Source organism: Streptomyces venezuelae (genome assembly GCF_008642375.1).
GTDB lineage: Bacteria > Actinomycetota > Actinomycetes > Streptomycetales > Streptomycetaceae > Streptomyces > Streptomyces venezuelae_G.
In genome coordinates this window covers 8,544,544-8,558,202 of sequence record NZ_CP029194.1, presented here as the reverse complement: position 1 = coordinate 8,558,202, position 13,659 = coordinate 8,544,544, and the positions used below count along the sequence as shown (strand labels likewise).

Below are 13,659 nucleotides of genomic sequence, written 5' to 3'. Positions count from 1 at the left end.
GGGAACGACGCGACGACATCCATGAAGCCTTCCTCGGCCTCGCCACATGCCTCATCACCCACCGACACGTCCAACGCCTTTGTTAGGACCTCTAAGAACGCCTAACACAATGAGGTGGATCGGTTCTGGTGGCCGTGTCCGGTCGGCGGGTTCGGTGTTGTCCGGCCATGGGGGCTTCACCGTGGATCGTGTCGGATGACCTGTGGGAGCGGATCGAGCCGCTCCTGCCGAAGCGGGAGAGACGGTTGTCCTGGCGGCACGAAGTCATGCTCGACACGGGCGTCACACCTCGGCCCGGACTCGCCGAAGCCGTCACCAGACTTCAAGCCGCAGGAACCGCTCAGGTCTACATGGCGACCGTCACTGCATCGCAGAGACGCTTCATCCTTGTCCTGTCGGAAGACCTCACCCAGTGCGTCGCCTGCTGGTGACGACAACTCATTGTGTTAGGACCTCTTAGGTCCGGGCGATCATGGCGCTCTCGACGGAGTCGGATCGGGCCAAGCGAGCAGGTTGGCGCGAAACGGCCGGGGTCCGGCAGCGAACTGCGCTGCCGGACCCCGGCCGTGCTCGGTCTGCGGTCAGTAGCAGGTGACGTACAGGTCGACGCCGTGCGGCGTGTTGTTGCCGGTCGCCTGGACCTGCCAGCCGTCACGGCCGCCGCTCTCCGCAGCGGTCAGGGGCCTGCTGGTCACCAGTGTGTCGTCGTACCCGGTGACAGCCGCTCCGCCGCCGACGACCTTCTTGTCAGTGGCGCACTGCAAGACGCCGCCGGCGACGTCGTCGGAGGTCGTGTGGGTGTAGCGGGTCGTCGTCAGACCGGCGATGGGATCGGCGCAGATCGCGTAGCCGTCGACCCGCAACTGCTCCGCATGGACGTCGTAGCCGGAGACGATCCACTGGTTGGGATTGGCGCTCCCGGCCGGGCCGGGGTACGACTGGTTCAGGTTCCGAGTCCCGCCGTAGACCGTTCCGCCGCCGCCGAAAGCAACCTTGCCGGTGGGGCAGGTGGTGACGAGCGGGGCGTTGCGATCGATGGTGAAGTGGTACTGCTCGGCCACCTCGTAGCCGGCCGGGGCGTAGATGCACACCGCGTGGACCGTCACGGTCAGCGGCTTCGGCCCGCTGCGGGCCGACGCGGTCCAGCCGTACGCCCCCTGGGAGTTCTGGGCGGGCATGCTCTCGACGAGGGCCACCATGTTGGAGTACAGCGGCTGGCCGACCGTCGCAAAGGCGCCACCGGAGATGGGGACCTGCCCCGGGGGGCAGCTGACTGTCACCGCCTGGTCGTCGCCCACCGAGGCGGTCTTCTTCGCCATCACCATGCCGCGGAAGGGACCCGACGCCGGCGGTGTACCGTCCGCCACCGTCACCGCGTGCGAGGCAGGAGCACTGGTGACCATCCCCGCCAGCGTGCCGGTCACGACCGCCATCGCCGTGACGGCCGACCTCAGCCTCTTCAAGATGCGCATGGAACGTCCTTCGCGTGTACACAAACACATGACAGAGAGTGATTGTTCCACAGCGCACTGTGCTCGGCCGACGTTTCACAGAAACCATGATCGGCCGGACAGGTCCTAGGCCGACAGATGCTCATCGCAGTCGGCACGGGCCGCGGCCCACTCGACCTCGTCACGGCTCGGCGCGAATAGATGCAGCTCATGCGCGGTGACCAGCCGCTTGAACCGCGGATACCCGGTCCTCTCGATCGCGGTCACAACCCACCCGTCCCGGACGAAACCCAACGTCACCACTAACGACACTGAGCCGTACGGCTGACGGGCGAGGCTGTCAGCACCCCAAGATCATCCCGTGGCGGGCTTCTGGTGTACCTGGCCCATGCCCCCTAACGAGCGATGGCACCACACCTGTTGCATCCGATACCGTCACTCCTACCAGCGCTGAGCTGCGCGAACACGTCTAAGCATGCTCGCACGACACGGACAGCCCGAGAGAACCCGCTCTGCCAGACCCACCACGCCGAGGTCGCCGAGCTACAGAAGCCCAAGCGCGCCCTCGCCGCCCCGGCGTGACCTGATGTCCGAGCTCCCGCCAAACCTGCCACGGCTCCGGGCTCTGGAGCACTGGCTCGTGCTGTCCCTGGACCGGGTCCGGGCCCGGATCGCGGAGGTCGAGATCAGCGAGGCGGCGATGTGCCCGGTGCGCGTCCTGCCGCAGGGGGCCCGGGTGGGTGATGTCCTACCTGCGCCAGGGCGGCCGCCCGGTTGCGGACAGCGTCACATCGGGGACTGCAAGCTCGCCGGCCCCCAGAAGAGGCCGCTCAGCAGCGACGACGCCCGCCGCGCGCTCACCGAGGGCGGGATCCGCGCCTGCGAGATTTGCAGGCCCGACTCCGAGCTCGGCATCCTCGGACGTTCATCGATCCGGCCACCCGATACTCAGGTGCTCCGGCCACTGCTGCTCGGTACGCTCCCGCAGGCAGACGCTGTCGTCTAGTGGCTGAGGACGACGCACACCCGTTCGCCGGATGCGTTACTCGGGTTCGAATCCCGGCGGCGACTGCTCCTCACCACAGAACGCGCGCCCCAGCGTCCAGCGACCAGGAAGCCCGCTTCCGCGCGGCCTCCTTCGCGGCGGTCTTCTTCGTTGGCTTGGGCATCTCGTGCACCGTGGCGTGCCCGCCGTCGCCGCCGGTCTCGCCGCGGGACGCCTTGGCCTTGGCCACCGACTCCTCCAGCGCGGCCAAGAGGTCCATGACCAGCCCGGTCGGCGCGCCCTCGGCTCCAGGGGGCGGCGGGTGCGCGGTGCTCGGCCTTCGCCTCGATGACCTCGACGAGTGCCTCGCGGTACTGGTCGGTGAGCACGGCCTCGCCGACGTCGGCCAGGTGCTCCACGGACATGGCCTCCAGGAGGGCGATCGCCTCGCTGATCTCCTTCTCGGAGAGGTCGACGTCGTCGTGGGCCAGCTCGGTCGGGTCTCGCACTTCGTCGTCCCAGCGCATCGAGTGCAGGAGCAGCGCGTCGCCGTACGGGCGCATGAGGCCGAGGCGCTTCCTGCCCCAGACAGCGAACTTCGCAACCGCCACCTGCTCGTTCCCGTGCCCGCTAAAGGTTGTCCCGTAACTCCTGGGCCCGCTTGCCGGTGCCTGATTCGCCCCCATCTGGAACGTGCTGGTGGAGGTACTGACCGGGACGAACGGGGGTGAGGGGTCCGACAGTGGCGATTCACTGGGCCTCTGATCGAGTTACGGGACACCCCTTAGGGGCCTGTCCGAGGGATCATGTGACCTGTCCCGGGTTCAAGTCGTTGGCATGTTCATGGGGTGGGAGATCTCGCGAATGAGGAATGGTTGCGGCTGAAGCAGCATCTGCCGAAGCGCGGGCAGCGGGGCGGACGTTGGGAGAGTCATCGCAGGGTGATCAACGGGATTCTCTTCCGACAGCGCACCGAGGTGCCGTGGCGGGATCTGCCTGCGCGTTTCGGCAAGTGGAAGGCTGTGTACGAGCGGCACAGGCGCTGGTCTGCGGACGGCATGTGGGACAGGATCTTCAAGGCCGTCCTGGGTCGACACGGACGCGACGGGCTGCATCGACTGGTCGATGGTGAGCGTGGATTCAACGTCCTGCCGTGCTCACCAGAACGCCGCCGGAGCACGCAAGAAGCCACCCCGGGTTCCGGGAAGACGGACGCCCGGCAGCACCTCCCGATGAGGGGCTCGGACGCTCCCAGGGCGGGCTGACCTGCAAGATTCATCTGCGGTGAGGGGGTTGCCGGCCTCTCGCCTTCCTCATCACGCCGGGTCAGTGGGGTGACGCACCGCAGCGCGTTCCCGTGATGGAGCGTGTCCGTGTCGCCCGTCCGGACAGTGGGCGCCCCGGACCCGGCCCGATCATCTCGGCGGTGACAAGGCGTATTCATCCCGGCGGAATCGCCGCCACATCAAGCACACCATCCCCGAACCGAAGAAGCAGCGGGCCAACCGCCAGCACCGCGGCAGCAGGGGCGGCCAGCCCACCGGCTTCGACACGACGATCTACAAGCGCAGGAACGAAGTGGTACGCACGATCAACGCGCTCAAGAACTCCCGGGCGGTCGCGACGAGACACGACAAGAGGGCCTACATCTTTCACGGCACCGTCACCGTCGCAAGCTATTCGGCTCTGGCTCCGGTCCCTATCGAAGTGAAGGAGCCGGCTCCTGTCACGAGAAAATCGCGTGCACCTGATCGACCGCTTCGGGTCCGTAGCCAACCAAGCCGACGGGGACTGCGCCGTTGATCGCCTCGATCACACGCCCGGCCCATACCGGCCCGAATCCCCCGCACAGTTCAATCAGCTGCACGCCCTCGCCCACCAGGCGGCGCGCGGCCTCGATGCCCTCCTCGGGCTTCTCCACCCCGACGAACACACTGCGGCACGCACCCGTGTCCACGACGCTGACATCACCACCTGCCGCGCTGCCGTCCGCCGTGTAGATGAACCCCCAGTGTGTGAGCGCCATACGTATCGACCTCCTGTGATCGTCAGAGCCACCAGCCAAGCAGAGCCAGGGCGGGAATGGCCTGGAACGGAGACAAGCCGTGAGTGATCTACGCCGCACTCCGGATGCCCGCACCGTCCGAGTACAGCAACACGGCCCGCTAGCGCATGATCCGCCGGACAGCTCCCAGTCTCCCGCCATCGCACGGGCGGGAGTCCGAGGCGTGATCAGAAACGCGACGAACGCTCCTGACCAGCAACGATAGGCCTTGTCTAGGGTCCAGGCCGCGCGGACACGGCCGACGACATCGACTGGCTGGTACCGGTCGACTCCACGCCCGCCAGGTTCAAGGCACTGACCGCTTGCTCCCGGTCATCGCTGCCGGCTACATCGGCCAGCCAGGGCAGGGCCGCAAAACTGGCCGAGTACACACTGCCTTGGTGGCACAGAGCCGACCACAGGTTGCTCCAGCGTTCAGCGTTCGGCTCCGATGCGATCCGGTCCAGTAGCGCGGGGATGTCTTCCGCGGAGCCGTAGGCATGACTGAGTTGCGACCAATCCGTCATGCGGGAATCCAACCAGGTCAGTGAATCGGAGCACCTAGCACACCCTCCTTGCACGCAGCTGGGGGAGAGATCAGGTAGACGGGTGCGCTCACAGCCGCCGTCGGGTGAAGACCGGTGCCGCCCGGGATGGACTCATTGGTCAGCATCAGCTGAAGCGGGCCGCGCCTGGTCGGCTGGAGCTTCACCCGTGCGAAAGTCTCAACCAGCTGACTAGCCCACGGCATCGCTCATCAGAGACCAGTTGGTGGCCGCAGGGCGATCAGCCTGTCACCTTCTCGCACTCCTGGTGGGCCTTGAGCGCGACAGCTCCGTGATCCAGCTGCTCCATCTTCTTCATGGCCGCAGCGCGTTCGGCGTCACCGCGAGCCTCGTCGGAGGCAATGGCTGCCTGAACGACGACCTCCTGCATGCCCGTCATGGCGTCGGACAGCTGGTCCCACCGCATATCTTTGCTCGCGGCCAGCGCGGCCTCGTCATCGAACCGAGCCGCCGCCGCCCTGGCCTGTATCTCCTCAGGAGCCTCTGTGTCCGAGTCGTCGCGCTTCTCGCCGTACGCGTCGTAGGCCGCACAGGCCTTGACCGCGTGCTCCCTCGCCTCTTCCTCCGCGGATGTGCAGGAGACCACCAGGCTCCCCATCACCAGCACCGACATGACCAGCCGCTTCATCAAACCCCACCCCAACCGCGATGCTCCATGCATCGCAAAGCGGAAACTGTATCGACGTAGCGGGAAGCTCCGACCAGCGACTCCAGATCTCGGGATGCCGCCGGCCGCGGCACGGGCAGCGGGCCAGGAGTGGGCCCGCTGCTGGCGCACGGGTGCCGGTCTTGTTGTCCGGGGCACGGGTCCGCGGCGTATTGGGTGGCGAAGGAGATGGCGAGCGCTGCCGCGGCGGCCAGGTGGACTCGGATGCCGAGTGTGTGCGGGCTCCGGCGCTGGCGACGATCGCCTGCGTGGCCGTGTAGGTGAGGCAGCGGTGCAGGCGCGCCTCGCGGCCGTCGGCCGTGCCATGAGTGGTCTTCTGCTTCGTGACCGGGACCTCATAGGTGACCTGGTGGTCGTCGGAGGCGCCCTTCACGCGGACGCAGAGGTTGGACTGGATCCAGAAGTTGCCCCTGACGCTTCCGGCACGGGGCAGGCCGAGCAGAGCGGCGAAGCCGGCGGGACGATGCGTCATGCTGGGGTTCTCCTGATCTGGGTGGGGGAGCGGGCGGCCGGCCTTGGCCGGTGCTGCTGCCCCCGGCTGCGCGGGTCCCGTCTCGGCCGGTGTGAGTCGGCGACGGGCGGCTAGCGAGGCCGGGTGGGGGAGCGTCCCTCCTTGAGGGCCTGACTCCTCCAGTTCAAAGCCCGGTTCTGGAAGTTCACGCCACAGACCCGCAGATCCCGTCAAACCCGGTTTTGCTGTCCTGTCTCACGCAATTGAGCCGTTCTCTCAACCAACCCAGTCGATTGAGCTTCTGTCTCAACGAACCCAGTCGCGCGGTTGCGCGCGCCGAGGGTGCTGGCCACAGCTGGGAATCGCATGGCCCTCGGCCTTCGGATCAGTCAAGGTGCAGCAGTGAGTACTGAAGAGAGTCCCCTCGAACACGAGGACCGGCGGATGCTGAACCCCCTTCGCGGAACGAGCGTCACGCAGATCACCGTGGACTTCCGGCCCGTAGTCGTCATCGGCTCGGACTGGGAAGTCGTACTGGAGCACCCGTCGATCTCTCACACGATTCCGTTCGAGCTTTCCCGTCCGTGCGTCTTCACCCGGAGTCCCAGGACGTCGCAGCAGCTCTGACACTCTTCGGAGCGCAGGTCCTGTCAGCGGCAGCGTTCAAGTCCGGCACGCTGAGTCTCGTCTGCGGCAACGGCCGTCACCTGACCTGCTCGCCTGATCCGCCCTTCGAAGGGTGGCAGGCCACGGGCCCGTCTGGATGAAGCCTCGCAGCGCTCCCTGGAGGCGAGCTCGCCGTCTGGTCCGGCTCTGGAACAGGGGAGTCCTAGGTCGTGCCTGACAAATGATCACCGAACGTAGACGTGGAGCTCGGCGCAATGTTCTTGCTGTGCTGACGTCGGCCAGCGATTCTGGGTCGATGCCAGGACAGGGGAAGAGGAAGCGGCGGCAAGAGGCGGGGAGGCAGCGGCTGGCTGCTCGCACTGCGCCGGACGCCGGACAGTGGGAAGTAGCCCTTGAGACAAGGGACCAGGCAGAGGTGCGTACGCACTTGCGGCGACTTCGGGAGGCGGGGACCGACGAAGCGCTCATCCGGATTGACACGCTGTGTCGACGTCCAGTGGAGCAGAGCACCTATCGGCTGAGCCAGTTCGTGGAAAACACCGCTCGCAAGTCGGACCGCGAAGTCTCTGACCATTGATCCCGTGACGGGTCGAGGTGAGTTAGACGCCGTCTCATTTGGTGATGAGCACGAAGCCTGGCGATACGGAACGTGACGCCCGAAACTATGCCTCGCGCGAAGGGGGGCGAGCACACGCGTCCTGGACTCGTGCAGGCAGTGATGGAGGGTGGCCAGGTTCAGGGGGAGATGGAATGCGTCAGCGCCGACGATGGCTGCCTTCGTCAGAGGGCCACCAGCCCGGAGGGGCTCGGTTCGGCCAGAATCGCTGCTGCCTCGACGAGGCGGAGGCAGAGGAGGGGCTCGCCATGCCGGGATCGTCTAAGGGCTGTCCCGCAATGATCGGGAGGCCCCGTCGGGCTCGAAAAGACGCGATGCCGTGCGAGCAGTGTGTGTACGGTGCCGGAGTGATCGACTTTGACGGCGCTCGGTTGGGTGCAGAGGCCGCGCGGCGGTTGGCGGAGGCGGACTGCTGTGAGATAGCTCCAGGGCTCACGGAGGATGAGTTCAGCCGGATCGAGGCGACCTACGGGTTTGAGTTCTCCCCGGAGCATCGTGCCTTCCTGGCCGCCGGGCTGCCGGTCGCCTCACCTCCCGAGGAAGGCGCAACGTGGCAGCAGCCCTGGCCCGACTGGCGTCACGCTGATGAAGACGACCTGCGCCATCGGCTGGAGTGGCCGGCACGAGAAGTGCTGGGCGATGTCGCTTATGGCAGCTGGCATCCGGCCCTGGGGGTGCGTCCCACAGCCACTGAGGAAGCCGTTGAGGTGGCCGGAGCGGTACTTGCACGAGCGCCACGACTCATTCCCGTCTACGCGCACCGCTTCATACCTGCGGGGCGCGACACTCTGAGGCATCCGGTCCTGTCAGTGTGGGGAACCGACATCATCTGCTACGGCCACGATCTCGCCGACTACATCGACCGCGAGTTCGGCGAGGTCGACGAGGACGCGCCTTGGGCTCCGCAGGCATCCGTGCCGTTCTGGAAGGACTTCCTCGGCTGAGATTGCCCACGGCTGCTGCCGGGCACAGATGATCTCTGTCGTGTCTGGTGTGATCACGGCCTCAGAGCCGTCCTGGATAGCCCCGTTTTCCGGGCTGAGCCCGCGTGCCTTCGGGAAGCTGGTGACGGTGCTGCGGCGCGAGGGTGCGGACGTGGTCCGCAGGGGCCGACCCTGGAGCCTGTCTCTGGAGGACAGGACCCTGCTGGTCACGGCCTACTGGCGCACGAACCTGACCATGCGCCAGCTCGCACTGTTGTTTGGGGTGTCGAAGTCGGCGGCGGACCGGATCATCGACCACCTCGGGCCAATGCTTGCCCTCCAGCCCCGCAAACGGTTCGCGAAGGACACCGTGCTCATCGTGGACGGCACTCTGGTCCCCACCCGCGACCACGCCATCGCTGAGCGGTCGAAGAACTACCGGTACTCCACCAACCACCAGGTCGTCATCGACGCCGACACCCGCCTGGTCGTCGTGGTCGGGCGGCCACTGGCCGGCAATCGCAACGACTGCAAAGCGTGGGAGGAGTCCGGCGCCAAGGCCGCTGTCGGCAAGACCCTCACGATCGCCGACGGCGGCTACCCGGGCACCGGACTCGTCATCCCGCACCGCCGGCAGCGCGGCCAGGCCGAACTCCCGGACTGGAAAGAGGAACACAACAAGTTCCACAAGCAGGTCCGAGCCCGTGTCGAGCACGTCTTCGCCCGGATGAAGACCTGGAAGATCCTCCGCGACTGCCGCCTCAAGGGCGACGGGGTCCACTACGCCATGCTCGGCATCGCTCGGATGCACAACCTCGCCCTCGCCAGGTAGAGCAGCGAGCCGCACAGCGGCCAACCGTGCCCAAGGCGATACGAAGATCATTTACGGGACAGCCCTTAGCTGGTCGACCGCCTTGGAAGGGCACGGCAAGCTGACGCGCAAGCGCCTCGGGGTGAACACCGCGGCAGCCCCTCAGTCAGCAGCTGACCACCCCCTGCCTCATCCCTCCGGACAAGACGGAGCAGCAAGCCCTTCCGGTTATCGACCTGCGGCCGTTCCGGACGCTTTGTATGCCACTGCCCGAGTCGTCGAAGGCCAAGTAGGTGAGCTCGAAGAGCAGGAATACCCCCGAACGTTCCACACCGCGTCGATCGTCGATCCCACGAGTGAGAGCGTCATCCTGTGTCGCGCCGATCGCCTCTGGATCGCCTTCGCACAAGAACGCCGGAACTGGTACGCCGAGGAGTTTCTCCCCCCTCCACCGTGGGCCTCCACCTTCGCTGAAGCAGGCTTCATGGTTCTGAGTAGCGAGCAGCTCGCCACGCCTCTCTCCGACGTGGACACATCAGTGCTTGCAAGGAACGAGTGGCGACAAATCCACTCCTACGGCATCACCACTCTGGGCGGAACGCTCTTCAACGCTTGGGCCTCATGACCAAACGGAATCGTTGAACGACAAGCTGAGGCCCACGCTCGTACGTTGAGAGCCCGGGTCAGGTCCCGGTCGGCCGCGCGAGCGGCGTCGAGTTCGGCCTGCCGCACTGCCGGCTGCCGGCACTGCTCGGTGACGGTCTACTCCAGGCGCGTGAACTGCAGTTCGACCACATCAGTCGAAGCTCGAAGGCCCGACTCGCGCCAGGCGCTCTCGCTCAGCTGCCGCGGTACATGTCCCTCCAGTTGCAGCAGGCGGGCGGCCAGACGAGCAGCCCGCGCATTGGCGTAGACAAGGTCCGCCTGGAGCGATGTCCCGCTCGGGGCAGTGCCAACTCCGGTCGACTGGGCGCAGTAGATGCCGCTGGCGTGCAGCTCGGTGGCGGTAAAGGAAGGTCGGGTCGATGCGAGCTGTGCGGGCGATGGCCGATGCAGTCGGGGGTCTGCCGTCGCGAGCAACAGGTTCGATGGGTTCCTGACATGACGTCGGCGGCCTTCTGTGCTTGCCTCGCGGCCGTCGCTCAGGGGAGAGGTGCTGTCCTGTCCCTCGTGGGGCGGATGTCAGGCAGAGGCTGCCGAACACGAGGCATTGCGATCACGACGGTGCGCCCGGGTCGGCACCCCAGGCGCGGGCGGACAGAGGCACCCCGGACTGCCGGTGCGGACGGCGGAGCCGGCATGGGAGTGAAGGTGTTACGCAGGCAGGCACGCCACCGAACCCGCCCCGGAACCCGAGCAGCCTGAGCAGCCGGAGAGGAGTCGGCACGCGATCTCGCTGGCCGAGCTGGCCCACGGGGCGTGACCGTCCGCCCGGGTGCGGTCGCCGACACCATCGAGAGGCACATCCGTACCGTCGCCGGGGTGCTCGGGATCCAGAAGCACTCCGTCTGTTGGTACCTCGACCCGGCCGACCTCGCGGACAGCATCGCCGAGCAGTGGCAGACGGCCGGGAGCAGCAGCGCGCCCGGTCAGGTGCGAGGCGACCGTGGGCTCTGATGTGCGGCGCGGCGAAGCGGCGCATGCCTGCGGCGGCGACCTGGGCGGGATGCCGATGTCGAACCAGATCGTGAGACACATGTGGCGGAGGTCGTAGACGCGGCCAGGCCGTGGGCCGGTCGCCGCCATGAACACGTATCCATGGCGTGGTGCGGTGGCCCGCAGGAGTTGCAGCGACGTGTCGGCGAAGCCAGGCCGGGAAACCCGAGTTGAACGGGAGCAGCCAGCTATGGGCAGACCGGTCGTGGTCGGTGTGGACGGTTCGGCGATGAGCCTCACCGCGGTGGAAGCAGCCACAGCGGCGGCGGCACGACGCGGTGCGGAGCTGCGTGTGGTGCATGCAGAGGCGCCGATCAAGCCCAGGCTCGCGGTGCCGGACCCGGCTTCCAGGACTCTGGTCCACGATGCTGTCGCCCACGCCCGTGCCGTGGCCCCTGGGCTCGTGGTGACCGGGGCCGTGGTGACGGGCGATGTGGTGCACGTGCTGGAAGTCGAGTCGCGATCCGCGCAGCTCATCGTCGTCGCCTCCAGAGGTATGGGAGGCATCGCGGGCCTGATGCTGGGATCCACACCGGTGTCCTTGGCCTCCCGGAGCCACTGCCCGGTGATGACGGTCCGCGAAGCGCACCGGACCTCCGCTGACGCGGGGCCCGTCGTCCTGGGGATCGACGGCTCTGCGGACAGCGACAAGGCTGTCGACGTCGCCTTCGCCGAAGCCGCGCAGCGCCGGGCCCCGCTCATGGCGGTTCACGCACGGCAGCCGGACAAGGCGCCGGTCGGCGCGGCTCCCGAGTCGGCGGAACAGGTGCTGGCCCAGGCGACCGCCGGCCGCGCCGACACCTACCCGGACGTCACCGTCAGACACGACCTGGTGGACGCCACGGCGCGCGAGGCCCTGCTCCACGCGAGCGAGGCGGCTCAGCTGCTGGTTGTCGGTGCTCGCGGGCACAGCCGCCTGGCCGGATTGTTCCTCGGGTCGGTGAGCCAGGCCGTGATGACGCACGCACACTGCCCCGTCGTCACCGTTCGCAGGACGACCTGAGGGCCCACTAAGAACTCCTAACGAAATGATCTTCGAGGTGGTTGGATCACTCCGGGACTGATGATCCGGGGGTGTCGGGTGGCTCGGCCGAAGCCAGGGGATGTCGATGACGAGCTGTGGGCGGTGATCGAGCCGAGTGGACGGAGGCCGGTGTGTGGCCCAGGCTGCACGAGGTCCTCCTGGCCAAGCTCCGCAGCGTGAACGCCCTGGACTTCTCCTGGGCTGCCGTCGACGGCTCTCACATCCGGGCGTTGAAGGGGGCTCCAAGACCGGACGAAGCCCTGTCGACCGGGGTAGAACGGGCAGGAAGCACCACTTGATCACCGATGCCACCGGCATCCCGCTCGCTGTCACCTTGACTGGGGGCAACCGCAACGACGTGACCCAGCTCGTTCCGCTGCTCGAAGCCGTTCCGTCGGTGCGGGGCAAACGCGGCCGGCCCCGGCGCCGCCCGGACGTCGTGCTCGGTGACCGCGGGTACGACCACGACAAGTACCGCCGTCTCGTGTGGGAGCTTGGGGGGAAACCGGTGATCGCCCGCCGCGGGACCGAGCACGGTTCCGGGCTCGGCACCCGCCGCTGGGTCGTGGAGCGCGCATTCGCCCATCTGCACTGGTTCCGCCGCCTCCGAATCCGGTGGGAGATCCGCAACGACATCCATGAAGCCTTCCTCAAGCTCGCCTGCTGCATCATCTGCCGACGGCGCCTGACGAAGCTCATGCCTCAGTCGCCGCGGTCCGAGCTGAAGCCACGGTCCTGAATCACCGGAAACGTCTTCTCCGCAGCGGCAAGCCACGCATCGATCTCGTCGTGGGAGGACCGGATGGCGCTGATCAGCTCCATGAGGGCGTCCAGCTTCTGCCTGCCGACGTTCAGGCGCAGCTCCTCAAGCGAAACTTCCTGGTACGGCATGCTCAGCTGCCACCAGAAGCGCATCAGGTAGCGACACTCCTGCGGCTCCCGGTCATCCGCGAGGCGACTGTGAACGACTGCTTGGACGCACTGCCGCTGGGCATCATCGCGAAAGCCATCCCGCAGGTCAGTCAAAGTCACGGTCGGACAGTACCAACCGCGCTCACCAACAGGCGCTGTGAGGTCATTCCGTTAGGAGTTCTAAGGGGGGACTGATTCTCCGCCGTCGCTCCAGGTCGCTCGGTACCGGACGGGCCGGCCGCCCGCCGAGGTCGGACCGACCCTTGGCCCTGGGCGTCGGATCAGCAGGGGAACGACGCATCACCGGCCGGTGGCCTCCGAGGGCAGATCGGCGATGCTGCCGTGCTGTTCGCGGACGGCGATCCGGGCGAGTTTCGTCAGCATCATGCCGTTGCGAATGGAGACGACGTAGTCGACGGGGAGCCCGTGCATGCGGGTGCCGGGGCCCCGGAGGGGGTGCCATTCGAGGAGGAAGAGCGTGTTCCCGCCCCATGGGATCAAGTTCATGGCGATGCGGGCCGCGCCGAAGGGATCCGCTTTCGCCTCCAGTTCCAGACGGCGACCGGGCTCGCAGATGCGGACGACACAGGTGTCGTCGAGGGTGAGGGGGCCGACTCCCACCCGGACCCGGAGCCGGGCGCCCACCTCTGGCCAGTGCGGGTCGGCTGCGATGACCTCTTGCGTTCCCGAGACCCACTCCCCGTAGCGATGTCCGTTGGACAGCAGGCCCCACACGCGGGACGGCGGGCTGAGGATCAAGCGGCGATTCCGGGACACTGCGACCGCCTTCCTTACTCCGGTGGGGAGCGGTGTGCGCAGCCTCGGCTGACGCTCTCCGCGATGCTCCTTACCAGCCTGCACACTGTGCCTCGCATCGGCCACCGCGCCGCCCACAGGGCGGTGAGGACCTGTCCCCTCCTGCGCCA

The 13,659-nt window shown here is 67.2% G+C and carries 13 protein-coding genes, 1 tRNA gene and 3 pseudogenes; 10 read left to right on the top strand and 7 right to left on the bottom strand.

Annotated features, from left to right (window positions below; translation table 11 throughout):
* Positions 1-167: 167 nt before the first annotated feature.
* A pseudogene (locus tag DEJ46_RS38910) lies at positions 168-260 on the top strand (IS5/IS1182 family transposase); the annotation flags it as partial.
* A 321-nt stretch (positions 261-581) separates the two neighbouring features.
* Here DEJ46_RS38910 and DEJ46_RS38905 read toward each other — a convergent pair.
* Positions 582-1,472, bottom strand: a complete 891-nt coding sequence (locus DEJ46_RS38905; RefSeq protein WP_150273946.1) for a hypothetical protein — start codon at positions 1,470-1,472, stop codon at positions 582-584.
* A 565-nt stretch (positions 1,473-2,037) separates the two neighbouring features.
* On the opposite strand from DEJ46_RS38905, the gene DEJ46_RS38895 reads away from it, so the two are divergent.
* Positions 2,038-2,457, top strand: a complete 420-nt coding sequence (locus DEJ46_RS38895; protein ID WP_150273944.1) for a DUF6233 domain-containing protein — start codon at positions 2,038-2,040, stop codon at positions 2,455-2,457.
* A tRNA-OTHER gene (locus tag DEJ46_RS38890) sits at positions 2,443-2,522 on the top strand. The genes DEJ46_RS38895 and DEJ46_RS38890 overlap by 15 nt, the downstream gene beginning before the upstream one ends.
* A 5-nt stretch (positions 2,523-2,527) precedes the next feature.
* Here the strand turns inward: DEJ46_RS38890 and DEJ46_RS38885 are convergent.
* Entirely contained in the window at positions 2,528-2,716 is a 189-nt protein-coding gene (locus DEJ46_RS38885) for a hypothetical protein (RefSeq protein WP_150273942.1), read from the bottom strand.
* 568 nt (positions 2,717-3,284) lie between these two features.
* Between DEJ46_RS38885 and DEJ46_RS38880 the strand changes: the two are divergent.
* Positions 3,285-4,147 (top strand): annotated as a pseudogene (locus tag DEJ46_RS38880) (IS5 family transposase).
* Between the two features lie 15 nt (positions 4,148-4,162).
* On the opposite strand, the gene DEJ46_RS38875 reads toward DEJ46_RS38880, so the two are convergent.
* From DEJ46_RS38875 to DEJ46_RS38865, 3 genes are all read right to left on the bottom strand, one after another.
* Positions 4,163-4,462 carry a DUF6506 family protein gene (locus DEJ46_RS38875; RefSeq protein WP_150273940.1) on the bottom strand — a complete coding sequence of 100 codons (300 nt, stop codon included), beginning with the start codon at positions 4,460-4,462 and terminating at the stop codon, positions 4,163-4,165.
* Positions 4,463-4,713: 251 nt separating this feature from the next.
* Positions 4,714-5,019 carry a hypothetical protein gene (locus DEJ46_RS38870; protein WP_150273938.1) on the bottom strand — a complete coding sequence of 102 codons (306 nt, stop codon included), beginning with the start codon at positions 5,017-5,019 and terminating at the stop codon, positions 4,714-4,716.
* A gap of 247 nt (positions 5,020-5,266) precedes the next feature.
* Positions 5,267-5,674: a hypothetical protein gene (locus tag DEJ46_RS38865; protein ID WP_150273936.1), complete on the bottom strand. Its 408-nt coding sequence runs from the start codon at positions 5,672-5,674 to the stop codon at positions 5,267-5,269.
* Between the two features lie 1,011 nt (positions 5,675-6,685).
* On the opposite strand from DEJ46_RS38865, the gene DEJ46_RS41020 reads away from it, so the two are divergent.
* The 6 genes and pseudogenes from DEJ46_RS41020 to DEJ46_RS38825 form a co-directional block, all read left to right on the top strand.
* Positions 6,686-6,931, top strand: a complete 246-nt coding sequence (locus tag DEJ46_RS41020; RefSeq protein WP_223835552.1) for a DUF6188 family protein — start codon at positions 6,686-6,688, stop codon at positions 6,929-6,931.
* 823 nt (positions 6,932-7,754) lie between these two features.
* Complete coding sequence (locus DEJ46_RS38850; RefSeq protein ID WP_150273934.1) at positions 7,755-8,351, top strand: hypothetical protein; 597 nt, start codon at positions 7,755-7,757, stop codon at positions 8,349-8,351.
* A gap of 40 nt (positions 8,352-8,391) precedes the next feature.
* The gene (locus tag DEJ46_RS38845; protein WP_150273932.1) at positions 8,392-9,162 is read left to right on the top strand and encodes a transposase; all 771 of its coding nucleotides are present in this window, start codon (positions 8,392-8,394) and stop codon (positions 9,160-9,162) included.
* A gap of 1,398 nt (positions 9,163-10,560) precedes the next feature.
* Positions 10,561-10,758: a hypothetical protein gene (locus tag DEJ46_RS38835; RefSeq protein WP_150273931.1), complete on the top strand. Its 198-nt coding sequence runs from the start codon at positions 10,561-10,563 to the stop codon at positions 10,756-10,758.
* A gap of 229 nt (positions 10,759-10,987) precedes the next feature.
* Positions 10,988-11,800 (top strand): universal stress protein, encoded by an 813-nt coding sequence (locus DEJ46_RS38830; RefSeq protein WP_150273929.1) that lies wholly within the window; start codon positions 10,988-10,990, stop codon positions 11,798-11,800.
* A gap of 134 nt (positions 11,801-11,934) precedes the next feature.
* Positions 11,935-12,560, top strand: a pseudogene (locus DEJ46_RS38825) (IS5 family transposase); the annotation flags it as partial.
* Here the strand turns inward: DEJ46_RS38825 and DEJ46_RS38820 are convergent.
* Together DEJ46_RS38820 and DEJ46_RS38815 are read right to left on the bottom strand one after the other, a co-directional pair.
* Positions 12,524-12,853 carry a hypothetical protein gene (locus DEJ46_RS38820; protein WP_150273925.1) on the bottom strand — a complete coding sequence of 110 codons (330 nt, stop codon included), beginning with the start codon at positions 12,851-12,853 and terminating at the stop codon, positions 12,524-12,526. The pseudogene DEJ46_RS38825 and the gene DEJ46_RS38820 sit on opposite strands and share 37 nt — an antisense overlap.
* A 180-nt stretch (positions 12,854-13,033) precedes the next feature.
* Positions 13,034-13,510: an SRPBCC family protein gene (locus DEJ46_RS38815; RefSeq protein ID WP_150273924.1), complete on the bottom strand. Its 477-nt coding sequence runs from the start codon at positions 13,508-13,510 to the stop codon at positions 13,034-13,036.
* Positions 13,511-13,659: the final 149 nt, after the last annotated feature.